The following is a 24,091-nucleotide window of genomic DNA, read 5'->3' on the forward strand; positions in this document are numbered from 1 at the left end:
GAGCGGCGGTCAGTCGGTGAGCAGGTCGGCGTGCGCGGCGCGTAGCCGGGACAGCGCCGGGTCGCTGCCCGGGACGACGCGGCGGTCCAGCTCGGCCCACACCTCGGCCAGCGCCGCGCGGACCGCCCCCAGCTCGGCGGCGTGCCGCTGGCTGCTGCGACGGTGCTGCTCGTCGAGCCGGCGGGCCCAACCGGCGGTGACCGCGGCGAGCCGGTCGCCGTCGGCGCGAGCCTGCGCGCCGCTGCGGGCGGCGGCTGCGGGAACGATCGCGGCGATCGGGCGGGGGTCGCCGTCGCGGGTGACGACGGTGACGGCGTCGGTCAGCTCGGCCAACGCGACGAGCTGGCTGAACCGGGTGCGCGCCTCACGCAGCGGCACGGAACGCGGCGGGTCGGATCCGGGGGTGAGCGCGGGGACGGCCATGAATGCATGGTGCCGCCCGGGTACGACAGAAATCCGCAGTCGTCAGTGGACGGTGGGCGGCGCCGGTGTGGGCCGGGCCAGCCACTCGTCGGCCGGCACCGACCAGATTTCCAGGTCGATGCGCCCGCGTGGGCTCGGGTGGACCTGGCGCAGGGTGCCGTCGTGGCGCAGGCCGAGGCGCCGGGCCAGGGCGATGCTGCGGGTGTTGGCCGCGTCGGTGCGCCACTCGACCCGCTGGATGCCGCGCTCGCGGACCGCCCAGTCGACGATGCGGTGGATCGCGGGGGCCATCAGACCCCGCCCCTGCGCGTCCGGCTCCAGCCAGCAGCCGACCTCGCAGACGCCAAGCGTGACGTCGAACGACACGAACATGACCCCGCCGACCAGGGTCCCGTGCCGCCACAGTCCCCAGATGCCTCCGCTGTCGCTGGCCCAGCGGTCGGCGTAGCGCTGCAGCACCGCGCGGGCCGACGGCAGGTCGGTGGCGACGAAGGTCGGCGATACCCAGGGGCGGATGTGCTCGCGGGCCCGGTCCAGGTGGGCGAGGAACTCCTCGGCCCGCCACGGCTCCAGCGGGCGCAGTTCGACCTCGTCGGTCAGCGGCAGGGCGAACACCGGGCCTCCCGGGACAGTTGGGTGCACGACGACGGGTAGCAGGCTCGCACAGGTCCGCCGGCTCGCCCCGACCGGGCCTCAGACCGGCAGGTACGTCCGCAGGGCGGCGAACTGGGCCACGGTCAGGTACGAGGGGTTGGCCGCCTGCGGCTGCCGGAACACCTCCAGGGCGGCGAGCCGATCGTCGGCGCGCAACGCCTGCCGGGGCACCCGCTCGCGCTCGGGGAGGATGGGCAGGTCCAGGGGCACCGACCACTGTCGCTCCGGTGGCCCCGGCTCGGCCACCCCGGTGACCCGCCCGACGCCCCACACCCCGTACGGCAGTCGGGCGCGGCTGCCGCTGGCCCAGAAGACCACCGGCTGCCCGGCGCGCATCAGCCGGGCCCGGTAGCCGGGGCGTACGCACCAGCTCGTCACCAGCGGTTCGCGGGCGAACCGGGCGGTGAGGTCGACCGTGTCGGCGTTGCCCTTGATCAGCCAGGCGCCGAGATCGTCGAGGCGCACCCGTGGCTCGGTCATCGCCTCATCCTGCCCCGGCCGGCGGCCCTCCAATCAGATGATCATGTGGGTCCAGTAGGTGAGCCAGAGCACGAACAGCGCACCCTGCACCACGGCGAGGGCCGCCGTCAGCCACACGTCGACACCGGCGGAACGGGCCCAGCGGGCCAGCACCAGGGCCACCGGGAACACGGCCAGCAGGTAGCGCAGCAGGCTCTTGTAGACCGCCGGGCCCATCGACAGCGGCACCAGGATCATGAGCACGCCGTAGACCAGATACGGCAGCTCACGGCGACGGAACCCGGCGACCAGCACGGCCAGCACGACCAGGGCGAAGAGGACCCGTCCGGCGTCGCGCGGCTCGCCGGCCAGAGCGTCCACCACCACCGGCACCGGGTTCTGCATCGTGATCCCCCAGCCGACCCGTTGGGCGTGCTGGTAGGCGAACCAGTCCCCGCCGCGCCACCGGCAGAACGCCATGAAGGTGAACCATCCGGCGGGCAGCAGCAGCAACGGCCAGCCGATCCGCAGGTATCCGAGCAGGGCGCGCGGGCCCAGCCGCCAGTCGTGCTGGCGCAGCAGCACCAGCGCCAGCGGCAACGCGACGAGCAGCCCGAGGGACCGGCTCATCGCCAGGAAGTAGCCGAGCACGCCGACCAGCAGCCACCGCCGTCGCTCGGCGTAGTAGAACGCGGCCAGCGCGAGGCAGACGAACAGCGACTCGGTCAGCGCGGCCTGGAACAGAAAGGCCGTCGGCAGCAGCACCAGGTAGCGGGTGAACCGACGGGCCGCGTCCGGGTCGCCGAGCAGCAGCTCGGCCAGCCGGTAGCCGTACACCAGGGCCCCCAGGAACGCGACGTTGCTGATCAGCAGCAGGGCCAGCGCGTTGTCGCCGCCGAGCAGCGCGCCGACCGGCCGGGCGAGGAAGGGGTAGAGCAGCGGGAAGCCGAAGTCCCCCCACGGCCGCCCGGTCAGCGGCAGCTCGCTCAGCCGCAGGTAGAGCAGCGCGTCCCAGGCGAACCAGAAGGAGATCCACCGATGGCCGGAGACCTCCCGCTGCTGCGCCCACATCATCGCCTCGTCCGGCGGCGGCGCACCTCCGATGCCGTCCCAGGCATGCAGGACCAGCAGGCCGAGCAGGGTCAGCAGCAGCTTCGCGCCGAGAAAGAGCCCGATGAGGTACGGCCAGGGCGCCGGCACGCGCCGGGCCAGCCGCGCGCCCGCCCCGGCCGTACCGGCCAGCCGGGCCGCCCACGCCACCCCGGCGGGCCGGGCAGCCAGAATCGCTGCGTGCCGCCGGCCGTTTCGCCACCGGTGCATCCGCCCCGCTCCCCCGGTCCGCCGACCCACCCGCCGCGTGGGGGTGCCGCCCCTTTCGTTGTACGCCCCGATGCGCCCCGCCGGAGCGAAACGACCACGACCGGCAGGTGACATCCCGGGCATAACGGGTACGCGCCGCGCCTCAACCATCGGCAGGGAGTACGGCGGCATGAGCGAGCAGCACGGCACGGTGGTCATCGGCGCGGGGCCCGCGGGGCTCACCGCGGCGTACGAGTTGCTTCGACACGGGCGGTCCGTCCGGGTCTTCGAGGCCGACGAGGTGGTCGGCGGGATCAGCCGGACCGTGGAGCGCGACGGGTGGCGCTTCGACATCGGCGGGCACCGGTTCTTCACCAAGGTGCCCCGGGTGGAGGCGTTCTGGCACGAGATCCTGCCCGACGAGGACTTCCTGACCCGACCCCGGATGAGCCGGATCTTCTACCGGGGGGCCCTGTTCAACTACCCGCTGAGCGCGACGAACGCCCTGCGCAACCTGGGGCTGCCGGAGGCGGTGCGCTGCCTGGGCTCGTACGCCCGGGCCCGCCTGCGCCCGCCGAAGGACCAGTCGCACTTCGAGGGCTGGGTGTCGGCGCGGTTCGGCTGGCGGCTGTACTCGATCTTCTTCAAGACGTACACGGAGAAGGTCTGGGGCATGCCGGCGGATCGGTTGCAGGCCGACTGGGCCGCGCAGCGGATCAAGAACCTGTCGCTGGCGACGGCGATCCGCAACGCGGTGCTGCCCCGCCGCCGCCGCACCGACGTGACCAGCCTGATCGAGGAGTTCCAGTACCCGAAGTACGGGCCGGGGATGATGTGGGAGCGCTGCGCCGAGGAGGTGCGTCGGCGCGGCGGGGAGGTGTCGACAGGCACCTGGGTGACCGCCGTGAACCGCGACCCGAAACGACGACGGGCGATCAGCGTGACGCTCAACGGCGCGGGCGGGCAGCGCACCGAGCCGGCCGACGACGTGATCTCGTCGATGCCGATCTCGGAGCTGGTCGCCGCGCTGCGTCCGCCGGCGCCCCCGGAGGTGCTGGCCTGCGCCGCCGACCTGCGCTACCGCGACTTCCTGACGGTCGCCCTGGTGGTGCCGGCCGAGTTCTCGTTCCCGGACAACTGGATCTACGTACACGACCCGGCGGTGCGGGTGGGCCGGATCCAGAACTTCGGCTCGTGGTCGCCCTACCTGGTCAAGGACGGGCGCACCTGCCTGGGCCTGGAGTACTTCGTGTTCGAGGACGACGAGATGTGGCGTACCCCGGACGCCGACCTCGTGGCCCTGGCCACCGCAGAGCTGGAACGGTTGGGGTTGGTCCGCCCGGGGGTGGTCGAGGCCGGGCACGTGGTGCGGATGCCCAAGGCCTACCCGGTGTACGACGAGCGCTACCAGCACAACGTGGACGTGATCCGGGCCTGGCTGGCCGAGGCCGTGCCGAACGTGCACCCGGTGGGGCGCAACGGCATGCACCGCTACAACAACCAGGACCACTCGATGCTCACCGCGATGCTGACCGTCGAGAACATCGCCACCGGCGCCACGCACGACGTCTGGTCGGTCAACGTGGAGCAGGACTACCACGAGCAGTCGACCGGAAACGGTCGGCGGGGCACCGGCCGCGACGCGCCGGTGCTGCCGCGCCGGATCGTCACCGCCCCGATCGCCGCTCCCGAGGGCGTCCGCGCAGCCGACGACGGCGGCCGATCCGCGCAGGCGCCCCTGGTCTGACGGACCGGGGCCCGTTACGCGGACTCCAGCGTCAGATCGGGCCGCTGGTGTAGATCTTCGTGCTGCTCTCGTTGCCGATGAACGGGTTGTTAACGGCCCACAGCAGGCCCTCGTCGTACTCCGGCACGTCGAAGTTGCACATGACCCAGCCGGCGTCAGCTCCGCTGCTGTTGATGCACTGCCGACTCCAGTCCGGTCCCTGGATCGTGCCGGCGGCCGACGCGCCGTTCGCCTTGGTGTCCTTCACCCAGACCCGGTCCCCGTACGCGGCGAAGCACGCCTTGGCGCCGGTCGTCGACACGCACCACACGTCGACACCGTTGGCCGCCGGCGGCGCACCGCTCGGCGTGCCCGTGGCCGCCGACGCCGCCGAGGCGGTCCCGACCAGCACGAGGGCCACTGTCGTCGGCACCATGACCAGGGCACTCGCCAACCGCGTACTCGGCTTCCTACGCATCCACGTCAACTCCCCCGGCATTCACCATGATCGTCACTCCGGTGCTGGACGGTAGCAGTCGGACCGTCGCTGAACGAAGCCGATGTGGACGGTGGCTCATCATCGGCCATTCACTGATCTGCAGACTTCCCTTGGATCGGTCTGCCTTACCGCCACTCGGTCCCGGTGGAGCGCCGTCGCGGTCACCGCGTGTGGTCCGCACCGGTCAGGACATCGATCCGTTGGATGGCGTACGGATCGGCGTGGCTACCATCCTGTCGTGATCGAGGAGTTGATCAGACGTGCTGGCGCCGAGGACGACGACGCGATCGAGGAGTTGTGCGCGATCGCGGACACCGACCCCCGAAGGCTGACCCCGCACCTGGGTCTCCTGCTCGACCTCGATGTGCTGTACCCGGCGAAGTTGTACCGCGCTGCGGACGTCGACGTGGTCCGTCGGGTCGTCGAGCAGGTCGACAGCGGCCGCACGCCCGATCGGCTCAACCACCTGCTCATGGTCCTGGCGCACAGTGCTCACCCGTACGCCGAGAGTGCACTGCGTCGCTGGACGGCGCAGCCTCCCGCGGGTTCGGGCGAACTGCACGTCGATACGCTCAGCTACGCCCACGAGGGCGGTTGGGCGGTCGGCTCGGACGGCCGGCGACGGGACCTGTGCGGGGACACCGCGTACCGGTGGGTCCTGCGCGAAACAGCGCCCGGCCCCGATCAGCCCGGCTGCCCCTGGTGCGCCTCGCCGCTGTGGGTTGCCGCAGACCTCGACACCACCGATGCCGCCGTCGCCGCGGCGCTGGCCCACACCGGGTGGTCCGGGCGGTTGGTGATCGAGACCTGCCACTTCTGCGCCTGCTACACGACGTTGTACAGCCACGTCACTCCGGCCGGTGACACCACCTGGTGGGCCGGCAACGCCCGCCCGAGCTACCTCCCGGACGCCGACGAACCGGAGGAACCTACGACGCTGACCCCGGTCCTCGGTCAGGCCCTGGCGAGCCCGTACCAGGTCAGCGCCTGGAACCAGGGTGGATCGACACTGGGCGGCCGGCCCGAGTGGATCCAGGACGCCGAGCACGCCGACTGCCCCGGTTGCGCTGAACCGATGGACTACGTGGGTCTGATCGCCGGCGCCGATCTGGACGAATACGGCGAGGGCGCCTACTACCTGCACCTGCACCAGCCGTGCGGGTTCGCGGCGGTGAACTACCAGCAGAGTTGAGGGCCCGATGGGGTTCCACCACGGGTCGGTGGTGGCGCTTCCGCGTTCGACTCAGAGCCACGTCCAGGGGCGGATCGCCCTCCACACCCGTCCGCGCATCCGTGCGCGCCGCGGGTGGAGGAAGACCTCGATGTCCTCCAGCGCGTTACCGGCGGTACCGGCGAGGTGGGGCAGCGCCCGGGCTCGGCGCAGCGCGGCGACCACCCGGCGCTCATCCAGTTGACGGTGGACCCTCGCCAGATGCCCCAGGCACGTCGCGGCGAGCGCACTGACCTGGCGATCGTCGTGTTCGAGCAACCGAAGGTGCAGCTCCTGCAGCTCCCGCCAGTCCCCGTCGCCGCACAGGGCGGTGCCGACCATGGCGTCCAGCGCGGCCGACAGGTCGCCGCGGTCGAGCGCGGTGCGTACCTCGTCCGGTGTTGATGGCGGCGGGTTGTGGAAGACGTGATGCTGGTGACGCACCGGCGCATCCTCTCTCATCCGGCGCTGCGGCGCGTTGCCCGAGTCGTCGCGCTCCGTTGGCGGCGGCGTCGGACTCCACCGACGAGCGCCGGCGTTGACTGGGCGTAGGTTCACCGGGTGACCGTGTACGACATCGCCGCCACACTGCCCCCGATCGAGGTGCTGCGGGACCGCTGCAAGGCACTCGCCGTGCTGGAGCGCATCATCGACGGTGGCGAGCCCTACTACGCCTACACCCAAGGGTGGGGTGACGACGAAGCGGCGCTGATGGACAACGGTAGCGGCGATGAGTGGACGATCGTGTTCACCACTGCGGGCGCGTTCATCCGCGTGTTCGACCACGAGTCGGCGATGAGTCCCCACCGCGATCCGCACCACGAGCTGTGGACCGGGCTCCTCGACGGCATCCCGGCCGCGTTCCGTCCGCTGATCGAGGAGCCGGCGTTCGGCGACGAAGAGGGCCTGTTCGTCGCCACCGCTGTGCTGTGGCGGCTCTCCAGTGATGACCGTTGGCACGCCGGCGAAGGCATCACGTTCCCCCCGCTCCGTGGACCGCATGGCGACAACGACCCGGACGGCGCCGGCCTGCTCGAGATCCTGCTCGACGACATCGTCGACCGGTACGTCGAGTTCGCCGAGGACTACTACGAGATCGAGGTGGATCCGAGGGTGGTCGAGCACGTCGTCACGTACGGTCCACTCACCGACGCCGTCGTCCAGGCCCTGAACCCGCACATGACAGTTGACCTGCTGCGCGAGGATATCGCCGCGATTGGATATCCGAGCGCGGCAGCGTGACGTCAGGCCCCGAATTGACGAATTGATTACCTGGAGTCGGCTGGCTCCCGTCGTCGGCTAGCGCTGCGGGAGGTGTGGCGTCACTTCAGGTAGGCGGCGAGCGGGATGTTCTGCGCCCGGAGGGCGGTGGCGATCAGGCCGGCGATCTGTCTGGCGCCGGCGGCCTCGAAGTGGGTGTGGTCGTTGCAGAAGAACGCGCCGACCGCGCCCGTCGAGTAGTCACCGTTGTTCGGGCACAGCCGGAGCGTGTTGTAGAGCGCCACGCTCCTGGCATGCAGGTCGATGACCGGTACGCCGTTGGCCGCGGCCGCGGCAGTCGTCTCGGTGACGAAACCGCGATTGCCGACGGCGGTGCCGCCGCTGCACGTGATCGCCGCGACCGGGGTGACGAAGATCGGCTTCACCCCTCTGGCTTTGGCGGCAGTCGCCATGACGCCGAGCAGTTCCTTGAAGCGGTTGCTGCCGACGTGTCGCGGGCAGGCCGAGTCGCCGTCGTTGATGCCGAACTGGACGATCAGATAGTCACCGGTCTTGAAGCCGTTGGCGGTGTCCAGCATCGCCGACCACCGCGCGCTGTAGGCGGTCGAGCTGAGCGTGCACTCGCCGGCCGAGTTCTTGGTGGAGGTCACGTTGCCCTCGTACAGCCACGTCTGGATGCTGCGACCGCCGACGGCGCTGTTCTGCACGGTGACGTTCGAGGTGAGGTAGGACGCGAACTGACTGCCCCAGCCGATCGGACAGGAACTGGCATTCATCATCGTGGAGTCGCCGGCCATCCACACCCTGATCGGCGCGGGTGGCGATGACGTGGAAGGGGTCGCCTGCGGTGTGCTCGGCTCGGGGCAGGGCGTTGGCCTCGGCGTCTGTGTCGGCGTCGGCGTCGGTGCGGTGGGGGTCGCGGCCGGTGGGCCGGCGCAGGTGACGCCGTTGAACGAGAACGACGACGGCACCGGGTTGCTGCCGCTCCACGAGCCGGTGAAGCCGAAGTTGACCGATGCGCCGGAACCGACGGCACCGTTGTAGCTCACGTTGGTCGCGGTCGCCGCCGTGCCGGTGACCGTGACTGTGGCGTTCCACGCCTGCGTCACACCCTGCCCGGGGGCGAGACTCCAACCCAGGGTCCAACTGGTCACCGCGTCACCGAGGTTGGTGACGACGACATCGGCTCCGAATCCGCCGGTCCACTCGCTGGTGACCCGATAGGCGACACCGCACGCCGGGGCGGCGGCCTGGGCGGTGGCGATGCCGAGCCCGCCGGCCGCGACGGTCAGGACCGTTGCCGCCAGGACCACGAGACGCGATCGGCCAACCTTCATCGGGTTACTCCTGCCTCGATCGGAGATGCCCGCCGTCAGGTGGCGGCGGCGCACGGGGAGCCGTTGAGGGCGAAACCGGTCGCTCCGCCGAGCGGGCTGTCGGTGACAAATCCGAAGCTCGTCGAACCGGCGGCCGGGATCACCGCGTTCCAGGCGGCGTTCACCGCGGTGGCCGCACTGCCGGACTGGGTGACTGTGGCATTCCAGGACTGCGTGATCCGCTGGCTGCCGGGCAGGGACCAGGTAAGCGTCCAACCGTTGACCGGCACGGTGGAGGTGTTGCTGAGCGTCACGTCGAACTGGGCACCCGTACCCCAGTCACCGGTCTTGCGGTAGGTGAGGGCGCAGTCCCCGCCCGCGGGTGCGGTAGGCGCAGCTGTGGTCGGCGCAGTCGTGGGGTCCGGGCTCGTGGGGGCCGGAGTCGTGGGGTCCGGGGTTGTGGTCAGTCGTGCGCTGAGGATCGGGGCCAGCCGGTCGGTGATGGCCTGGTGGCCCGCGTCGTTCGGGTGCACCGAGTCGCTCAGACCGCCGGACGGCAGCCAGCCGGTGGTGTCCACGTAGAACACGTTGGCGTCACCAGCGGCGTTGCGTGCCCGCACCGCCGCCTCCGTCTCGGCGGCATAACGACCGATGAACGTCCGCATGGCGAAGAGCTTGGCGTTCGGGAACCGGGCCCGGATCCGCGTGAGGAAGGTCGTGTACGTCGCCTGGAAGGCCGTGGCGCTCACGCCATGGCTCTTGTCGTTGGTCCCCAGGTTGATCACCACGCCGTCGGCCGTGTAGCGGGAGAAGTCCCACGGGTCGGTGCCGGCCTGGCCACCGGACGACATCCAGTAGCGGGTCTCCTGCGCCCAGCACCCGTCGGTCGTCTCGGCCAGACACATGCCACCGATCGCGATCTGGGTGTGGTCGTAGCCGAGCCTCTCACCGACCTTGAAGCCGTAGTCCGTCACGGCGAGCTGACTGCTCGTGGCGCCCGCGGTGATCGAGTCACCGACGAACTCGACAAGCTTGGGGCGGGCCGGTGGTGCGAAGGTGGCCGCGCCCGACTCCAGGATCAGCCCCTGGAAGACCGCGTCACCGGTGTAGGAGCCGGCCACCTGCCGGTAACTGACGATCAACGTGTGGTTGCCGGCCGCCAGCGCGGTCGGCGTCAGGTTGATCGTGCCGGAGCCGGTGAACGACGTGAACGCCCTACCGTCGATGCTGGCCCACAGCTGGATGGTGTTGCGCTGCCGGAGCTTCACGGTCCTACCGGTGAACCCGACCCGCAGGTACGCGCCGGCCCAGTACGGCACGTAGGCCGAGGCGTTCGTCTTGTTCCACCGGCCGACGAAGCTGATGTTCGAGTCGGCAGGTGTGCCGTCACCGACCGCGGCCTCGGCGTTGAGAGCCGGCAGACCTGCGGCGAGCACGCCGGCGGCGACTGCGATGAGGGCCGCGGTACGCAGGGAACGGATCTTCGTCATCGGATGGGGTTCCAGCCGTCGTTACCCGCCAGGTAGGCGGTGGGCGTGTACTGGGTGGCGGTGGAGGCGCTCATCTGGGGACGGTTGGCGTTGATGCCGGCGCCGGCCCCGGTGCTGCTGTACTCGGCGAACCGGGCGGTCCGCCACGAGAAGCCGGACATGTCGGTCCAGGGGTCGGTGCGGATGTGTGCGCCCATCGCGACGCCCCGGTAGAGGACCTGACCGCGGGCGTTGACGTCGCCGCTGGGGTGCCAGGGCCGGCCCAGATAGACGGTCCTGGCGGGAGCGTTGCTGGTCAGGGTGGTGCCCCAGAACAGGAAGCCGAACTTGTTGTTGATGTCGGTGGCCGCTGCGGTGATGTAGCCGTTGTTCGACGACGAGTTCCGGGTGAGCGAGTGCACGGTGCCGTTCTGGAACACCATGGTGCCCCGCCCGAAGATGAAGTCGACGTCACCCTCCACGTAGGAGTTACGGACGTAGAGACGCCGGACCGAGCTGACACTTGGCGCGTTGACCAGGAGGGTGTCCTGGTTGCCGAGGATGCGGACGTTGTCGAACTGCACCCGGTCGCCGGAGGTGTTGACGGCGACGGCCTGCTCGGCGTCGAGGGTGTTGGCGGCCTCGTTGAAGTCGTTCGACATGGTCAGATTGCTGATCGTGGTGTCGTTGGCGTTGACGAAGACCGAGGCACTGCCGGACGTGCCGTACGTGCCGCCACCGGGCTTGGTCTGGCCGGATGCGTGCCCCTCGACGATCACCACCTGGGCGGCGGAGCTGCCCGCGCCGACCAGGGTGAGGTAGGGCTTGTTGGCGGGAATGGTGACCACGCCCCGGTAGGTGCCGGGTCTGATGGTGATGGTGACCGGAACGCTGTTGTTCGCCGCGACACTGTCGATCGCCGCCTGCACGGTCGTGTAGTTGCCGCTGCCGTCGGCGGCCACGGTGATGGAGGCGGAGGCGGACGCGGCGGAGGCCGTCGAGACCGCGGCCGCGAGAGCGCACACGGTCACCACCGCCACCGAGCGCACGCGAAGAACCCTGCCGGGTGTGGTCATGAGCGTTCTCCGATCTCAGCGGGCCTCCGCCGGAGATCATGTCGACCGGCGGACGACGGAGTTAAGTTAACGTTAACATCGATGATTGGAAATATGAAGGTGGCGGGCACGGAGGGTGAACCACCCGTTCATCCGACCCGAACGTCCCTCGCGGACGCGGCGGGTTCGGCGGCCACCGACGGTGTCCTCCTGGGCAGCAGGAGCGGGGTCGCGAGCAGGAGAACGCCGGAGATGGTGATCGCCGCGAGAGGGCTGGTGAGCGTCGCGAGGACTCCCCAGATCACCACCAGGGCCGCCTGGACGAGTCTGCTGGCAGCACTCCACGTGCTGAGGACGCGGGCGGTGTGGCCGAGTGGGGTGCGGTGCAGTCGCTCGGTCGCGTAGATCGGGTTGAAGACGCCCATGCAGGTGATCAGCAGGCCCTCGACGACGATCACGGTGACGAGTCCGGGGATGCCCGGCTGGACGAACGCGAGACCGAGGGGAAAGACCGAGCGCAGCCACCCGGAGACGATCATGACCCGGTGCTGGCCGTGGCGGGCCACGAGGCGGGACGACAGGCGGGCGCCCACCAGGCCGCCGAGCGCCGGGACGCCGAAGGCGAGGCCATACTGCCAGGCCGGCAGGTGGTACTGACCCAGCAGGAGGACAGCCAGGAGTGGGGCGGTGGCCATGATGAGGCCACCGACCAGGATGGAGTTGAGGAACAGCCCTCGCAGGACGCGGTCGTGCCGGATGAACCGCCAGCCGACCAGAAGATCGGCACCGCGCAGCCGGCCGGCCCGGTCCGGAGGCGACGCGACGTCGCCGCCGCGGATGCGCAGGACCGCGAGCGCCGACAGCAGATAGCTGACGGCGTCGGCGGCGACGGTGACGACCGGCCCGAGCAGCCCGACGAGCGCGCCACCGAGGGGCGGACCCACCGCGACCGCCGCCCAGTTCGTGGCCTCGAACCGTCCGTTCGCCACCACCAGGTGATCACCCCGGACGAGATGCTTGAGGTACGCCCCGGACGCCGCGGCGAAGGCGATGCCCGCGGCCCCGGAGAGGACCGAGACGACCAGCAACTGGCCGTACGACAGCAGACCGAAGGCGTACGCGAGCGGGACGCTCGCCATGGCCACGAACCGGAGCAGGTCCATGGCGACCAGCACCTGACGCTTCGCCCGGCGCTCGACCCCCGGCCCGAGCGAGAACGCCACGACCGCCGCGACTGCCGGTCCGACCGCCGCCAGGATCGACACGGCGAACGCCGGCGAGTGCAGGACGCGCACCGCGATCAACGGGAACGCGCCGAAGGCGATCCACGTGCCGTACGTGCTGACGGCGTACGCCGACCACAGCCAACCGAAACTGGACCCCAACCGCGCGCGCATCCGCCCCCCTCGTGACAACCGACGTTCGGGTCCGGGCAGCACACCAGCGCCGCCGACGTCGGCGCAAACAACCGACGTCCGGGCGCGTCACAACCATCTGTTGTGCGGGTGGATGATGTTCCGGTGGATACCGAGGCGGTGCGGTCGTTCGTCCGAGCGGCCGAGTTCGGGCAGTTGCAGCACGCGGCCGAGGAGCTGGGCGTGACGCAGCAGGCCGTGTCGAAGCGGATCGCCGCCCTTGAGCGCGCCCTCGACGTGCGGTTGTTCACGCGTACTCCCCGGGGGGTCGAGCTGACGCTCGACGGCCAGGCGTTCCTCCCGCACGCCCGGGGCATCGTGGCCGGGGTGGACCGCGCCCTCGCCGCGATCAGGCCGGGCTCGCGGGCCCTGCGGATCGACGTTCTCGGCCTGCGGTCCGCGCAGGCAGTCGTGCTGCACGACTACTGGCGGTCCCACCCGGAGACCAAGCTCGACGTGGTGACCCTGCGGGTCAACGACCCGCGCGCGGCCGTCGCCGCCGTCCAAGCGGGCGACATCGACGCCTCGTTCCGCTCGGTCACCGACCCGGCCACGCTGCCGCGCGACGTGCGGATGATCCACGCGTTCGACTCACCCCTGGAACTGCTCGTCGGCCCGCGGCACCCGCTCGCCTCCGCGCGCACTCTGACACCGGCCCAGCTGCGCGGGCACCGGATCTGGGTCCCCGGCATCGCGCCGAAAAGCGAGTGGTCGGACTTCTACGACCAGCTCGCCACCGCGTTCGACCTGCGCATCGACGCCGCCGGCCCGCACTTCGGCGACGAGGTGCTGCTCGACATCCTCGCGGACTCCGCCGACGTGGCGACCTTCGTCGGCACGCGCGACAGGTATCTCTGGCCGACGAACCACGACCTGCGCCGCATCCCGATCGCGCGCCCGACGCTCGCGTACCCGCTCTCGCTCATCCTGCCGCGCGTGAACGCGCACCCGGGGCTTCAGGCGGTCATCGACCACGTCGCGAGCCTGGCGCCACCCCCGGCGACGACGTGGCGCCCGTCTTGGGCAGCGCAGCCGGCCGGCGGCGGGCCGGGCAGCATTCCCGGAAGCTGACGGACGGGAGCCGGCACCACCCCGCCGGCCGACCGGACCCGACCTAGCAGGATGAGCGGATGTCGAGGACGACCGGAGCGCTCTGCGCCACGGCGCCGTCCGTGACCCGGAGTTGCGGGACGTACCGGCCGGGCGTGACACCACTGACGCGGAACGCAGCCAGGCTCTGCACGAGGTGGCCGTCCCCGGAGCCGGGCGGCACGGTCAGCGGGCTGTACACCTCGACGCCGTCGGGCATGCCGGTGTAGCCGACGGCGAGCTGCGCCGACCAGGTCCCGTCGACCACGACGAAGAAGTACAGGGTGCGGGGGTCGTCGGGGGTCGCGCAGAGCCGCTGTGGCAGGTCGACGAGCGTCCAGGTCGACGAGGTGCCAGTGGTCGTCCTGGCGGGCGCTGCCGAACCGGGCGTGCCGCCGACAAGGGCCAGCAGCGTTGCCGCCAGCGCGGCGGCGGCGATCCGTGCGGCGGTGCGGGAGAACTTCACCATCGACTCCTGTCCTCTGCGGCCGACATCGGTGGGAAACACCGACGATCCGGCAACCGCCGAGCGGCGGTGGGTCGTCGACACGCTGGACCCGACGCCGGATAAGAAAGATGTTTGTCGATGCAACAATCCCCCCGGGTGGTCTGCCTGTCAAGCAACCGCGAGCCGGCGGCCCCTCGGTCGATGCCGGCCCTGTCGATCCGGTTGCAGGTCGCCGCTTCGCGGAGCTGTGACAATGCGCGGGTGATCTGTCGAGCGTCCGTGTCCGTCGACGCTCGGAGCTGGTCCGACGGACGGGACGCGAGGCCACGAGGTGGACTGCGACGAGATTCTTGCGGCGCCGCGTCGATCCACCGGCCGCCCGTTCGACGTGTGGGGTGAGGGCCGAGGGACGGCCCGCCGGATGAGGAGAACGCGATGTCGACGTACATGCTGATCATGCGAGGCACCGACGAGTCGAACGCCGCCATGATGACCTCGATCGACGAGGCAATGGTCGCGACCCGCACGTTCATCGAGGAGATGGTCAGGGCCGGCGTCCTCCTCGCGGCCGAAGGGCTGGACGATCCGGCCCGGGGCGTCGTGGTCGACTTCGCGGGCGAGGCCCCGGTGGTCACGGACGGGCCGTACGGCGAGACCAAGGAACTGTTCGGGGGGTACTTCCTGCTCGATGTCGCCTCGAAGGAGGAGGCGGTGGAGTGGGCCAGGAGGTTCCCCGCGGTGCGGGGATCCAAGATCGAGGTCCGGCGGGTCGCCGGGGCCGACGAGGTCCCGGCGGACAGCGCGGGCAGCGGCCACCTCTGATGGGTACGGCCGACGTCGAGGCCGTCTGGCGGATCGAGTCGGCGCGGATCGTCGCCGCGCTGACCCGGTTCACCGGCGACTTCGGGCTGGCCGAGGACGCCGCCCAGGAGGCGGTGGCCGAGGCGCTCGTGTCGTGGCGGCGTGCCTCCCCGGCCAATCCGGGCGGTTGGCTGATGGCCACGGCCCGACGGCGGGCCATCGACGCGATCCGTCGCCGACATGCGCTCCAGGAACGGTACGCCCTGCTGGCGGCCGACTCGGCAGGTGACGCAGCGGCCGGCCTCATGGTCGACGAGGACATCGACCCCGACCGGATCGACGACGACGTGCTGGCGTTGATGTTCGTCAGCTGCCATCCGGTGCTCTCCCCCGAGGCCCGGGTGGCGCTGACCCTGCGCGTGGTCGGCGGCCTGTCCAGCGAGGAGATCGCCCGCGCGTTCCTCGTCTCCGTGCCGACCGTGCAGGCCCGCATCACCCGCGCCAAGAAGACGATCGCGGCGACCCGGGTGCCGTTCGAGCTGCCGCCGGCCGCCGAGCGCCGGGAACGGCTCGGCGGCGTGCTCAGCGTCCTGTACGTGATCTTCACCGAGGGCTCAACCGCCACGTCGGGCGACCGGTTGCTGCGCCCCGACGTCGCGTACGAGGCGATCCGGCTGGCCCGTACGCTGGCCGCGCTTGCACCGGACGAGCCGGAGGTGCACGGCCTGCTCGCGTTGTGCGAGCTGACGGCCGCGCGTTTCCCGGCCCGGACCGGCCCGGACGGCTCCCCGGTCCTGCTGGCGGACCAGGACCGACGGCTGTGGAACGTCTCGGCGATCCGTCGCGGGCTGGCCGCGCTGGCCAGGGCGTCGGCCCGCGGGCTCGGCCCGTACGGGTTGCAGGCCGCGATCGCCGCCGCCCACGCGACGGCGCCGTCTGTCGAGGCGACCGACTGGGGGCGGATCGTCGTGCTCTACGAGGCGCTCGGCCGGGTCGCCCCCTCACCGGTGGTCGACCTCAACCGGGCCGTCGCCGTGGCCATGGCCTCGGGCCCGGCGCAGGCCCTGGCCATCGTGGACGAGCTGATCGCCGCGAACCGGCTCCCCGGGTCGCACCTGGTCCCGACCGTACGCGGAGAGCTGCTGGCCCGACTCGGACGGCGGGCGGAAGCGCGTGCCGAGCTGGAGCTGGCCGCACGGCTGTGCGCCAACCAGCGGGAACGCTCGGTGCTGCTGCGCAAGGCGTCGGAGTCAGCGGACCCAGGACCGGCGCAGCGCGCCCCCATCGATTGACACTTTTCGTTACGACGGTGATAGTAACTGCGTACCGCTCCCATCGGATCGCCTGTGGGGACCCCGCCGGGTGGTCGACGCGATCGCGCCTCGACCTGGCCCGTGGCCTGCGCTGACCGCTGTGGTCGCAGCGCGAACGAACAGCCGCCACCGCCGCCGCAGGGAGCCCACCGTGACATCCGTTGGAGGGGTGCATGAGAAGGAGATCGAAGATCTACGCGGGGCTGGTGAGCGTCATCGTCCCGGTCGCCTCGGTGATCGTGATGCTCGGCGCGACGCCGGCCGACGCCGCCGTCGGCGGTTCCGGGCCCTATCCCGCCGACTACGAGACCTCGGCCGGCCTGGCCAACCACACCATCTTCCGGCCCCAGACGCTCCCGTCCGAACGCCTCCCCATCTTCGTCTGGGGCAACGGCGGGTGCTCGGCCAATGGCCTCTCCCAGGGCAACTTCCTGCGCGAGATCGCCTCCCACGGCTTTCTCGCCATCGCCAACGGCGCCCCGAACGGATCGGGCTCGACCACCTCCCAGATGCTCACCCAGTCCATCGACTGGGCCGTCGCGGAGAACTCCCGGCAGGGCAGCAAGTACTTCAACAAGCTCGACACCACCAAGGTCGCCGTCGCGGGCTTCTCCTGCGGAGGGCTGGAGGCGTACGCCGTCTCGGCCGACCCGCGCGTCACCACGACCGGCATCTTCAGCAGCGGACTGCTGAACGACGCCGACGACTACCAGCTCAGGCGGCTGACCAAGCCGATCGCCTACTTCATCGGCGGGCCCAGCGACATCGCCTACCCCAACGCCATGGACGACTGGGGCAAGCTGCCCGCCGGGCTCCCCGCCTTCATGGGCAACCTCAACGTCGGTCATGGCGGCACCTACGACCAGGCCAACGGCGGCGAGTTCGGCCGCGTCGCGGTGCTCTACCTCAAGTGGCGCCTGAAGGACGACACCACCGCCGGCGCCAACTTCGTCGGCCCCGACTGCGGCCTGTGCCGCAGCCAGTGGACCGTCCAGCAGAAGAACCTGACGCTCGACGGCGGCACGCCACCCACCACGCCGCCACCCACCACGCCGCCACCCACCACGCCTCCGCCCACCACACCTCCGCCCACGACGCCCCCGCCGACCACGCCGCCGCCCACCGGCACCCCGGCCTGCACCGCGGTCTACGCCGTGCAGGACCAGTGGAACGGCGGATTCGTGGCCACCGTTACCGTCACCGCGGGGACCGCCGCGCTCACCGGCTGGCGGGTCACCCTCACCCTGCCGAGCGGAGCGTCGGTCAGCTCGCTGTGGAACGGCGTCGCCAGCGGTACCAGCGGCACCATCACCGTGGCCAACCAGAGCTACAACGGACGACTGGCGGCGGGCCAGAGCGCCAGTTTCGGGTTCCAGGGCACCGGCAACGGCAGCGGCACCACCGCCACCTGCGCCGGAAGCTGACGTGGGCCAGCTCTGCGGGTCGGGGCCGCTGGCACCGGCCCGCAGAGCTGTCGCGCGCCGTCAGGGCGCACCGGTCGGCATGCGAGACTGCCGCGGTGCCCTGGGAAGCCGCGACGCCGCCCCGCCCGCCCGCACACCCCGTCGCGCTGACACCTGTCGACCGGTCGCACCGGGCGGTGCTCGGCAATCTGGGTCAGTTGTACCGCCATGACCTGTCCGAGGCGTACGGTCACCTGCCCAACGACGACGGCACATTCAACGACCGGCCACTCGACCGGTTTCTCGCCGGCGTCGACCCGCACCGCCGGGCCTGGCTGATCACCGCGGCCGGCCGTACGGCGGGGTTCGTGATGACCACGCCGACCGAGGACGGCGGCACGTCCGTCACCACCTTCTTCGTTGTCCGAGCGCTGCGCCGCACCGGCGTCGGCCGTACCGCCGCCGTGCAGGTCATCTCGCTGTTCCCCGGCAGGTGGAGCATCGGCTTCCAGCGGTACAACCCCGGCGTCGAAGCGTTCTGGTCGCGGGTGGCGGACCAGGTCGTCGGCGACGCGTGGGAGGTCCACGACGGTCCCGCCGCCGAAACGCGGCCCCCCGACACCTTCCTCACCTTCACCACCGCCGGCTGACCGGATCGTCGCGGCGAACTGCGGTCCGGCGTGCCATCGGCGGGCGTGGCCGGGGAACGGTCAGCCCTGTCGCCACACCTGGAACGTCTGCTGCACCCGCCACGCGCCGTCGGGCTGCCGCGCCTCGTTGCGCCAGCGGAACTCGTCGGCGGCGATGTCGGAGAAGGTCCACCGCAGATCACCGCCGTCGAGCACGATCAGCTCGCCGACGCGGGCGGCCCGGAAGGTGTGCGTCCGATGCCGGCCCGGCCCGACCCACGTCGAACGCCAGATGCCCGGCCCTGCCGTCGGATCGGGGAAGCGCACGCTGACGCCGTGCTCGACGCCGGGCAGGATCCAGACGTCGGTGGTCGCTCGGCCGCCCAACGCGTACCCGAAGTGCCACTCGCCCCGCCGGACGGACGAGGACCCGTCGGGGTCGTACTCGGTGCAGTCCAGTGCCCAGGAACCCGTGAACTGTCCGAACAGGCTGAGGTCGACGCCATCGGCCGGACCGTCCGCGAGGAAGGCGGCACCGACGGCGAGTGACGAGTCGTGGACCATGCCGAAACGATAGCCACACCGCGGGCGTCACCGTCGATACGGCGGGGCCACGCCCCAGCCCCAGCGTGGCACGGGTGCCTGCCGGACCGGGTTCGCGTCGGGCTGGGAATTGCGTACGGCCAGCCGGGTGCCCCACTCAAGGTAGCCCGTGAAGGCGGCCCGGAACTCCGGATCGTCGGGAAGGGCGACCTCGTCGGCGGCGTCCATCATGAGGTTGACCCACCGTCGACGCTGCGCCTCGCTGATCGCCAGGCCCAGGTGCTGGCCGACCATGTGGCGGTAGCCGCCGCGCTGGGTGGTGTAGGCGGCCGGCCCGCCGAAGACCTCGGCGAGCCAGAGCGCCACGTACCGGGCGTGGTCGGGGTCCATGTGGGCGAACATCGGCGCGAGGAGGTCGTCGGAGCGGACCAGGCGGTAGAAGGCGTCGCAGAGCTTCGTGAACGCCTCGGTGCCGCCGGCCCACTCGTACAGGCTCGGCGGCGCGGCGCCACCGTGGCCGGCGACCGAGGTTCGGCCGTAGTGCCGCATCTCGTCGATGTCCTCGACGTACGGCCTGACCGCGGCGAGGAACCGCCCGAACACCGGACCGCCCCGGAACCCGTTCAGGTGCCCGTCGACCGACGTCCAGGTGATGCGCAACACGTGGCAGCTGGCGTCGTCCAGGCAGCGGCTCAACTCGTAGTCCACGCACTCCGGCGCCGCCCTCAGCTCGCCGGCGGCCCGCTCGTACGCCGCCTCGAAACCCTCCAGCCGCGCCGGCGGCACGCGGTACCTGATGTACTCGATGACCATGGTTACAGCGCAACACCCACGGCGGCGATGATCAAGTACGCACCTTTTGGTGCGTACCGAAGGAGACCACGATGGCCAAGCGTTACCACTGCCCGGTGGAGTTCGCCGTCGACGTCATCGGCGGGAAGTGGCGGCCGGTGATCCTGGCCCACCTCAAGGAGGGCGTGCACCGCTATGGCGAACTGCGCCGCCGGATGCCCGACGTCAGCGAGAAGATGCTGACCCAGCGGCTGCGCGAGCTGGAGGCCGACGGGCTCGTCGCGCGCCACGACCTGGAGACCACACCCCCGCATGTGGAGTACCGACTCACCGAGGAGGGGCTCAGCCTCGCACCGGTGCTGCAGGCCCTCTACGACTGGGGGGCCGCGCGGGCCGCACGTACCGGCACGGCCATCGAGGAACCCGCTGCCGTGGCGAATGAGCGCACGTTCGGAGAAGTTCGGTCGGAGCGAGTGCCCGATACTGCTCGACGTGAGTGAAACCGCAGGCCCGGGCCGCTGGGATGTGGCCAACACGGCACTGCGCTCGGCTGCCGACCGGTTCACCGAGCTGGTGGCCGCCGCGCCGTCGCCCACGGCCATGGTCACCGACGACTGGACCCTCGCCGACACCGTCGCGCACGTGGTGTCGATCGCGGCGCTGTACGTGTCCCGGCTGGACGGCACCGAGGTCGCCATCCGGGTGCCGGGCCTGGAGGACATGCTCGCCGTCACGAACGTCGACACGGTCGCCGACGTCAACAGCCACGTACTCGCCCACTTCACCGAGCGGGATCCGGAAGTCCTGCTGTCGCGGTTGAACACCGCGGTCGCCCACCTCCTGGCCACGACCGCGGATCCACTGTCGACGGTGAGCTGGCTGGGCAACGCGCGGGTGACGGTCGGCGGTCTGTTCGCCCATCTCACCAACGAGCTGCTCGTGCACGGCTGGGACGTCGCGCGGGCGCTGCGCCGACCGTGGCCGATGCCGGACGAACACGCCGCGCTCTACTGGGACCTCTTCATGTTCGACATGCTGCGTGACTCGTACGGCGTGCTGCTCAACACCGAGCTGCCGATGCCTCGCCACCACGTGTCGGTGCAGTTCCGGTCGGAGTTCACATCGACCACGACGCTGACGCTGGGCGACCGCAGGGTGTGGATCGCGCCGCCCGACGGCCCGTTCGACGCGCGCGTGACGTTCCGGCCCGCCCGGTTCAACCTGATGATGTTCGGCCGGATCAGCATCGCGCAGGCGGTGCTGCGGCGCGACGTCGTCATCGGCGGGCCACGGCCGTGGCGGCTGCCCGCGTTCCTGCGGGTCGTGCACATGCCCAACGGTCGGCTCGCGCCGGCGGAAACGCAGAGGGCAGACCGACCACTGCGGGACAGGCCGAACGACGACGCCGGCTGATCGTTGTACGCCGCGACGGCCGCTCGGCTGTCAGCTGGCCCGGTAGGTGAGGTAGCGGCCCTCTGTCCAGCTGTGGAAGTTGTTGAGTTCGGTTGCCGGGCCGCTGCAGTCGGTGCTCTGGTAGCCGGGCACCGAACGGAAGCCACCGCTCCAGGTGAGCATCCAGGCCGCGTCGGCCGGCACCTGATGGCAGATGCCGTCGGGTGTGGCCAGCCTGCCGGCCACCTCGGTCGGGTAGCTCGAGTAGAAGACCAGGCCCTGGTCCGGGCTCTGGAACGGTTCGCCAGCCACCGCAGGCGACCCCGGCAGCGTCACGGCCGATGCGGCGATCAGGACGGCGGCGAGACTCGCGGTGGTCCGGCGGGCGGATGCGCGCATGAGTGGTCCTTTCGGGACGGTGGTCAGAGGGCGGACCAAAAGTTGACTCGGTCCAGACTCAGACTGACATATATCGATGTCGTAATCCATCCGGGACGCCCTTCGGCACGCATCGCGGCAGACACTCGCGCGTGATCGTGTCGGTGAACCCGTGGCTACACTGCACGACCATGCGCTCGGGCGAGATTCTCGACCAGCTCGACGCCGCGGCCGAGGACTTCCGGTTCCCGGACCTGGGCCACGGTTACTACTTTGCGGTCGACGCACGGCTGCACGCCTATCGCGACGCGGACCGGTGGGCGCTCATCGTGGAGACGTTGGGATATTCGCCCAGGGCTGGCAACCTCATCGACGTCCTGCACGTCTTCGGCAACTGCCTCACCACGGGACAACCGGGCTTTGGCAACGAGGACTTCCTCAGCCGGATCGACAACTGGGACGAGATCGAGGATGTCGACGAGCCCGAGATCTACTGCGGAAACCCGATCGAGGTACGAGGCCGGCGGATCGCCGTAGCAGCCGAGCCGGGCGAGGAACTCTTCGACGTGTTTCGCCGGCTCGTTCCGGAACACCGGGAGCTGCTCCTGGCCGACGACGTCGAACTGCGGCGGCGGATCCCGGCCGACCTCCCCGAGATCATGCGATTGGACCGGTGGCACCACCCGGACCTTGTCCAGGACACCCTTCCCAGTCGCTCAACGACCTTCCGCCAGCTCGCCGACGTGCTGGCGACGGGAGACGCGAGTCGGTACGCGCCAGACCTACCACCCAACACACACTGGTCCCACTGGCCGGAGTCCGGGACCCTGTGACCCTCACCGCGAGACGGTGCGGCCGCCGCGATGAGTGTGGGTTCAGTCCCTCGGGTCAGGGGACGTCGACCCGGGAAGGCTCGCGACGACAAGCTCCACGGCCTCCGCCGCTGTCGTGGCCTCACCGAGCAGCCGTTCATAGCCCGGGGTGTAGACCTGGTACGGAGGGCCGCCACACACGATGAAGGGCAGGTCGTCGGTGCGGACAGCGGGGTACGGTGGCCGGGCGGTCCGGAAGAACTTCAGCGTTCCGTGCGTGGGAAGCGGGAAGAACGTTCGCAGCGTCGGGTGCTCGTAGGCGGCGGTCACCACCGGATCGCCGGACCACCAATTCGGTGCGCCGTGCACGAGATCCCGCCACGTCTCGGCGGCTTCGATGTTCTCCTTCACCGAGCCATCCTCCCACTGCCGGGCCAGGCTGAGCAGGACACCTGACGGGGTCAGCGCCGCTCTGGCTCGTCGACGACCGGAAAGGCCTGCCGCACCTCCGCCAGGAACTCGTCCCGCCGCGCGGCGTACGTGCTGACCGCCGCCCACAGCGCCTCCAGCGCGGCCTGCAGCGGGTCCGACTCACCAGCGGCCATCAGTGCCGGTAGCGCCATCGGGACCGGGTCCACCGGGGCGTCGAGAACCGCGCCGAGCGAATCAGCCGGGCCGTGACCCGCCGGGCGCAGCGAGACGGTGGAGAAGATGACGGGCGGCTCGCCCCGGATCCGTGTCCACAGTGCCGTGTGATCGGCGAACTCGGCGGGTAGCGGCTCGCCCCGATCCAGGGCCGTCCACGCCGGTGTCATCCAGTCCAGGTCCGCGATGCCGGCGACGGTGAACGCCCGCCGTGCGGCCCAGATCGCGATCTGGCGCTGAATGCCGGCGCCGGCCGCCGCCACCCCGTCGACCAGGTCGCGGTCCAGCAAGGCGATGCCGTGGACGTTGCCGCGCACCTGCCGGAGCCGTTCACTTGGCGCACGACCGCCCCAGCGCCGCAGCTCATCCCGCCTTCGGTACTCCTGATCGCGGCGCTCCCGCTCCAACCGCCTGAGCATCTCGGCCTCGACCTGCTCCCACAGGGTCGGCGGGGGTGGCAACCCGGCCGCCCAGCCGTGCCAGTACGCGGCGGCCCGGCTGGTCTGGCGCACGATCGCGTCGGCGCGCGGCACGGCGGCTCGGGAACCCTCGCCCGTCGAGCCCTCCGGCCACAGGCACAACAGGTAGCGGTCCGGCCGCCGATCCATGTACGTGTAATCGTCCTCGTCCAGCTCGTCGGGGTCGAACCCGCCGAACGGGTCCCGCCCCTCGTCCATGCCCGTGGCGCAGTACCGCACGCGGTAGACCGGCAGCCGGCCGGCGTCCTGCCCCTCGGGGGTCAGCGGCAACGGGGCGAGTGACCCGTCGCCCCAGGGGACCAGGTCAACCACCGGGGCCCTGGGCAGAAACGACGCCTCCACCACCTCCTCCCACTCCTGCGCCGCGGCCGACGGCTCACCGTCGTACACCTCGACTCGGAAGTGGACCCGCCCGGTGTGCGTGCCGGTCATCCGGTGTGCGTGCCGGTCATCAGGAACAGCGCGCCCGCCTGGCCGGCCCCGCAGAGGCCGTTCGCCTGCCCGGCGAACGCCCCGCTCATGTCCGGCAGCTCACGACTCGTCACGTAAATCTGCCCGTAGGCGACCGGCGCCGGGCCGTCGAAGAGAACGCGCATCGGCCGATCCTGCCATCGACCGGCG

At 71.0% G+C, this 24,091-nt stretch carries 28 protein-coding genes; 11 read left to right on the forward strand and 17 right to left on the reverse strand.

Annotated features, from left to right (window positions below; genetic code table 11):
- Positions 1-9 precede the first annotated feature (9 nt).
- The 4 genes from B0E54_RS07290 to B0E54_RS07305 form a co-directional block, all read right to left on the reverse strand.
- Positions 10-423: a type II toxin-antitoxin system Phd/YefM family antitoxin gene (locus B0E54_RS07290; RefSeq protein ID WP_234582492.1), complete on the reverse strand. Its 414-nt coding sequence runs from the start codon at positions 421-423 to the stop codon at positions 10-12.
- A gap of 42 nt (positions 424-465) precedes the next feature.
- Entirely contained in the window at positions 466-1,038 is a 573-nt protein-coding gene (locus B0E54_RS07295) for a GNAT family N-acetyltransferase (protein WP_234582493.1), read from the reverse strand.
- A 78-nt stretch (positions 1,039-1,116) separates the two neighbouring features.
- Positions 1,117-1,557 (reverse strand): EVE domain-containing protein, encoded by a 441-nt coding sequence (locus tag B0E54_RS07300; RefSeq protein ID WP_234582494.1) that lies wholly within the window; start codon positions 1,555-1,557, stop codon positions 1,117-1,119.
- A 33-nt stretch (positions 1,558-1,590) separates the two neighbouring features.
- Positions 1,591-2,856, reverse strand: coding sequence for a hypothetical protein (locus B0E54_RS07305; RefSeq protein WP_234582495.1), 1,266 nt, complete (start codon positions 2,854-2,856; stop codon positions 1,591-1,593).
- Between the two features lie 169 nt (positions 2,857-3,025).
- Here B0E54_RS07305 and B0E54_RS07310 point away from each other — a divergent pair, with 169 nt between their 5' ends.
- Positions 3,026-4,582, forward strand: coding sequence for an NAD(P)/FAD-dependent oxidoreductase (locus B0E54_RS07310; RefSeq protein WP_234582496.1), 1,557 nt, complete (start codon positions 3,026-3,028; stop codon positions 4,580-4,582).
- A gap of 31 nt (positions 4,583-4,613) precedes the next feature.
- On the opposite strand, the gene B0E54_RS07315 is transcribed toward B0E54_RS07310, so the two are convergent.
- Entirely contained in the window at positions 4,614-5,039 is a 426-nt protein-coding gene (locus tag B0E54_RS07315; protein ID WP_234582497.1) for a hypothetical protein, read from the reverse strand.
- 259 nt (positions 5,040-5,298) lie between these two features.
- Here B0E54_RS07315 and B0E54_RS07320 point away from each other — a divergent pair, with 259 nt between their 5' ends.
- Positions 5,299-6,252 carry a hypothetical protein gene (locus tag B0E54_RS07320; protein WP_234582498.1) on the forward strand — a complete coding sequence of 318 codons (954 nt, stop codon included), beginning with the start codon at positions 5,299-5,301 and terminating at the stop codon, positions 6,250-6,252.
- A 51-nt stretch (positions 6,253-6,303) separates the two neighbouring features.
- On the opposite strand, the gene B0E54_RS07325 is transcribed toward B0E54_RS07320, so the two are convergent.
- Positions 6,304-6,714 carry a hypothetical protein gene (locus tag B0E54_RS07325; RefSeq protein ID WP_234582499.1) on the reverse strand — a complete coding sequence of 137 codons (411 nt, stop codon included), beginning with the start codon at positions 6,712-6,714 and terminating at the stop codon, positions 6,304-6,306.
- Between the two features lie 117 nt (positions 6,715-6,831).
- Between B0E54_RS07325 and B0E54_RS07330 the strand changes: the two genes are divergently transcribed.
- Positions 6,832-7,512: a hypothetical protein gene (locus B0E54_RS07330; protein ID WP_234582500.1), complete on the forward strand. Its 681-nt coding sequence runs from the start codon at positions 6,832-6,834 to the stop codon at positions 7,510-7,512.
- 80 nt (positions 7,513-7,592) lie between these two features.
- On the opposite strand, the gene B0E54_RS32610 is transcribed toward B0E54_RS07330, so the two are convergent.
- From B0E54_RS32610 to B0E54_RS07360, 4 genes are all read right to left on the reverse strand, one after another.
- Complete coding sequence (locus B0E54_RS32610) at positions 7,593-8,828, reverse strand: cellulose binding domain-containing protein (protein ID WP_305076121.1); 1,236 nt, start codon at positions 8,826-8,828, stop codon at positions 7,593-7,595.
- A 35-nt stretch (positions 8,829-8,863) separates the two neighbouring features.
- The gene (locus B0E54_RS07350; RefSeq protein ID WP_234582501.1) at positions 8,864-10,297 is read right to left on the reverse strand and encodes a cellulose binding domain-containing protein; all 1,434 of its coding nucleotides are present in this window, start codon (positions 10,295-10,297) and stop codon (positions 8,864-8,866) included.
- Positions 10,294-11,325, reverse strand: coding sequence for a pectinesterase family protein (locus B0E54_RS07355; protein ID WP_234582502.1), 1,032 nt, complete (start codon positions 11,323-11,325; stop codon positions 10,294-10,296). Before B0E54_RS07355 ends, B0E54_RS07350 begins: the two co-directional genes overlap by 4 nt.
- 155 nt (positions 11,326-11,480) lie before the next feature.
- A complete protein-coding gene (locus B0E54_RS07360; RefSeq protein ID WP_234582503.1) occupies positions 11,481-12,728 on the reverse strand; it encodes an MFS transporter in 1,248 nt (415 codons plus the stop codon).
- Positions 12,729-12,851: 123 nt separating this feature from the next.
- Between B0E54_RS07360 and B0E54_RS07365 the strand changes: the two genes are divergently transcribed.
- Positions 12,852-13,817 carry a LysR family transcriptional regulator gene (locus tag B0E54_RS07365; RefSeq protein ID WP_234582504.1) on the forward strand — a complete coding sequence of 322 codons (966 nt, stop codon included), beginning with the start codon at positions 12,852-12,854 and terminating at the stop codon, positions 13,815-13,817.
- Positions 13,818-13,860: 43 nt separating this feature from the next.
- On the opposite strand, the gene B0E54_RS07370 is transcribed toward B0E54_RS07365, so the two are convergent.
- Positions 13,861-14,301 (reverse strand): DUF5980 family protein, encoded by a 441-nt coding sequence (locus B0E54_RS07370; RefSeq protein ID WP_234582505.1) that lies wholly within the window; start codon positions 14,299-14,301, stop codon positions 13,861-13,863.
- A gap of 417 nt (positions 14,302-14,718) precedes the next feature.
- Here B0E54_RS07370 and B0E54_RS07375 point away from each other — a divergent pair, with 417 nt between their 5' ends.
- From B0E54_RS07375 to B0E54_RS07390, 4 genes are all read left to right on the forward strand, one after another.
- Complete coding sequence (locus B0E54_RS07375) at positions 14,719-15,105, forward strand: YciI family protein (RefSeq protein WP_234582506.1); 387 nt, start codon at positions 14,719-14,721, stop codon at positions 15,103-15,105.
- Entirely contained in the window at positions 15,105-16,376 is a 1,272-nt protein-coding gene (locus B0E54_RS07380; RefSeq protein WP_234582507.1) for an RNA polymerase sigma factor, read from the forward strand. The genes B0E54_RS07375 and B0E54_RS07380 overlap by 1 nt, the downstream gene beginning before the upstream one ends.
- A gap of 194 nt (positions 16,377-16,570) precedes the next feature.
- Positions 16,571-17,821: a cellulose binding domain-containing protein gene (locus tag B0E54_RS07385; protein WP_234582508.1), complete on the forward strand. Its 1,251-nt coding sequence runs from the start codon at positions 16,571-16,573 to the stop codon at positions 17,819-17,821.
- A gap of 95 nt (positions 17,822-17,916) precedes the next feature.
- Positions 17,917-18,450 (forward strand): GNAT family N-acetyltransferase, encoded by a 534-nt coding sequence (locus B0E54_RS07390; RefSeq protein WP_234582509.1) that lies wholly within the window; start codon positions 17,917-17,919, stop codon positions 18,448-18,450.
- A gap of 60 nt (positions 18,451-18,510) precedes the next feature.
- On the opposite strand, the gene B0E54_RS07395 is transcribed toward B0E54_RS07390, so the two are convergent.
- The gene (locus B0E54_RS07395; protein ID WP_234582510.1) at positions 18,511-18,993 is read right to left on the reverse strand and encodes a hypothetical protein; all 483 of its coding nucleotides are present in this window, start codon (positions 18,991-18,993) and stop codon (positions 18,511-18,513) included.
- 27 nt (positions 18,994-19,020) lie between these two features.
- Entirely contained in the window at positions 19,021-19,785 is a 765-nt protein-coding gene (locus B0E54_RS07400; protein WP_234582511.1) for a group II truncated hemoglobin, read from the reverse strand.
- 71 nt (positions 19,786-19,856) lie between these two features.
- On the opposite strand from B0E54_RS07400, the gene B0E54_RS07405 reads away from it, so the two are divergent.
- On the forward strand, positions 19,857-20,264 hold the full coding sequence (locus B0E54_RS07405) for a helix-turn-helix domain-containing protein (RefSeq protein ID WP_234582512.1): 408 nt from the start codon (positions 19,857-19,859) through the stop codon (positions 20,262-20,264).
- A complete protein-coding gene (locus B0E54_RS07410; RefSeq protein ID WP_234582513.1) occupies positions 20,257-21,177 on the forward strand; it encodes a maleylpyruvate isomerase N-terminal domain-containing protein in 921 nt (306 codons plus the stop codon). Before B0E54_RS07405 ends, B0E54_RS07410 begins: the two co-directional genes overlap by 8 nt.
- Before the next feature lie 30 nt (positions 21,178-21,207).
- Here B0E54_RS07410 and B0E54_RS07415 read toward each other — a convergent pair whose 3' ends face one another.
- Positions 21,208-21,555 carry a hypothetical protein gene (locus tag B0E54_RS07415; protein ID WP_234582514.1) on the reverse strand — a complete coding sequence of 116 codons (348 nt, stop codon included), beginning with the start codon at positions 21,553-21,555 and terminating at the stop codon, positions 21,208-21,210.
- Positions 21,556-21,725: 170 nt separating this feature from the next.
- Here B0E54_RS07415 and B0E54_RS07420 point away from each other — a divergent pair, with 170 nt between their 5' ends.
- On the forward strand, positions 21,726-22,367 hold the full coding sequence (locus B0E54_RS07420) for a hypothetical protein (RefSeq protein WP_234582515.1): 642 nt from the start codon (positions 21,726-21,728) through the stop codon (positions 22,365-22,367).
- Between the two features lie 42 nt (positions 22,368-22,409).
- Here B0E54_RS07420 and B0E54_RS07425 read toward each other — a convergent pair whose 3' ends face one another.
- The 3 genes from B0E54_RS07425 to B0E54_RS07435 are packed head-to-tail and all read right to left on the reverse strand — an operon-like array spanning position 22,410 to position 24,066.
- A complete protein-coding gene (locus B0E54_RS07425; RefSeq protein ID WP_234582516.1) occupies positions 22,410-22,757 on the reverse strand; it encodes a DUF6193 family natural product biosynthesis protein in 348 nt (115 codons plus the stop codon).
- 50 nt (positions 22,758-22,807) lie between these two features.
- Positions 22,808-23,902: a hypothetical protein gene (locus B0E54_RS07430; protein WP_234582517.1), complete on the reverse strand. Its 1,095-nt coding sequence runs from the start codon at positions 23,900-23,902 to the stop codon at positions 22,808-22,810.
- Positions 23,899-24,066, reverse strand: coding sequence for a hypothetical protein (locus tag B0E54_RS07435; RefSeq protein ID WP_234582518.1), 168 nt, complete (start codon positions 24,064-24,066; stop codon positions 23,899-23,901). The genes B0E54_RS07430 and B0E54_RS07435 overlap by 4 nt, the downstream gene beginning before the upstream one ends.
- Between the last annotated feature and the right edge of the window lie 25 nt (positions 24,067-24,091).

The sequence above is a fragment of the Micromonospora sp. MH99 genome, assembly GCF_021442385.1.
GTDB lineage: Bacteria > Actinomycetota > Actinomycetes > Mycobacteriales > Micromonosporaceae > Micromonospora.

Excerpts from the sequence above, each read along its gene's own strand:
- B0E54_RS07405 (WP_234582512.1), top strand. The coding sequence starts at position 19,857 with ATGGCCAAGCGTTACCACTGCCCGGTGGAGTTCGCCGTCGACGTCATC.
- B0E54_RS07305 (WP_234582495.1), bottom strand. The coding sequence starts at position 2,856 with ATGCACCGGTGGCGAAACGGCCGGCGGCACGCAGCGATTCTGGCTGCC.
- B0E54_RS07435 (WP_234582518.1), bottom strand. The coding sequence starts at position 24,066 with ATGCGCGTTCTCTTCGACGGCCCGGCGCCGGTCGCCTACGGGCAGATT.
- B0E54_RS07400 (WP_234582511.1), bottom strand. The coding sequence starts at position 19,785 with ATGGTCATCGAGTACATCAGGTACCGCGTGCCGCCGGCGCGGCTGGAG.
- B0E54_RS07375 (WP_234582506.1), top strand. The coding sequence starts at position 14,719 with ATGTCGACGTACATGCTGATCATGCGAGGCACCGACGAGTCGAACGCC.
- B0E54_RS07395 (WP_234582510.1), bottom strand. The coding sequence starts at position 18,993 with ATGGTCCACGACTCGTCACTCGCCGTCGGTGCCGCCTTCCTCGCGGAC.
- B0E54_RS07300 (WP_234582494.1), bottom strand. The coding sequence starts at position 1,557 with ATGACCGAGCCACGGGTGCGCCTCGACGATCTCGGCGCCTGGCTGATC.
- B0E54_RS07350 (WP_234582501.1), bottom strand. The coding sequence starts at position 10,297 with ATGACGAAGATCCGTTCCCTGCGTACCGCGGCCCTCATCGCAGTCGCC.
- B0E54_RS07315 (WP_234582497.1), bottom strand. The coding sequence starts at position 5,039 with ATGCGTAGGAAGCCGAGTACGCGGTTGGCGAGTGCCCTGGTCATGGTG.
- B0E54_RS07420 (WP_234582515.1), top strand. The coding sequence starts at position 21,726 with ATGCGCTCGGGCGAGATTCTCGACCAGCTCGACGCCGCGGCCGAGGAC.
- B0E54_RS07385 (WP_234582508.1), top strand. The coding sequence starts at position 16,571 with ATGAGAAGGAGATCGAAGATCTACGCGGGGCTGGTGAGCGTCATCGTC.
- B0E54_RS07360 (WP_234582503.1), bottom strand. The coding sequence starts at position 12,728 with ATGCGCGCGCGGTTGGGGTCCAGTTTCGGTTGGCTGTGGTCGGCGTAC.
- B0E54_RS32610 (WP_305076121.1), bottom strand. The coding sequence starts at position 8,828 with ATGAAGGTTGGCCGATCGCGTCTCGTGGTCCTGGCGGCAACGGTCCTG.
- B0E54_RS07430 (WP_234582517.1), bottom strand. The coding sequence starts at position 23,902 with ATGACCGGCACGCACACCGGGCGGGTCCACTTCCGAGTCGAGGTGTAC.
- B0E54_RS07310 (WP_234582496.1), top strand. The coding sequence starts at position 3,026 with ATGAGCGAGCAGCACGGCACGGTGGTCATCGGCGCGGGGCCCGCGGGG.
- B0E54_RS07415 (WP_234582514.1), bottom strand. The coding sequence starts at position 21,555 with ATGCGCGCATCCGCCCGCCGGACCACCGCGAGTCTCGCCGCCGTCCTG.
- B0E54_RS07380 (WP_234582507.1), top strand. The coding sequence starts at position 15,105 with ATGGGTACGGCCGACGTCGAGGCCGTCTGGCGGATCGAGTCGGCGCGG.
- B0E54_RS07290 (WP_234582492.1), bottom strand. The coding sequence starts at position 423 with ATGGCCGTCCCCGCGCTCACCCCCGGATCCGACCCGCCGCGTTCCGTG.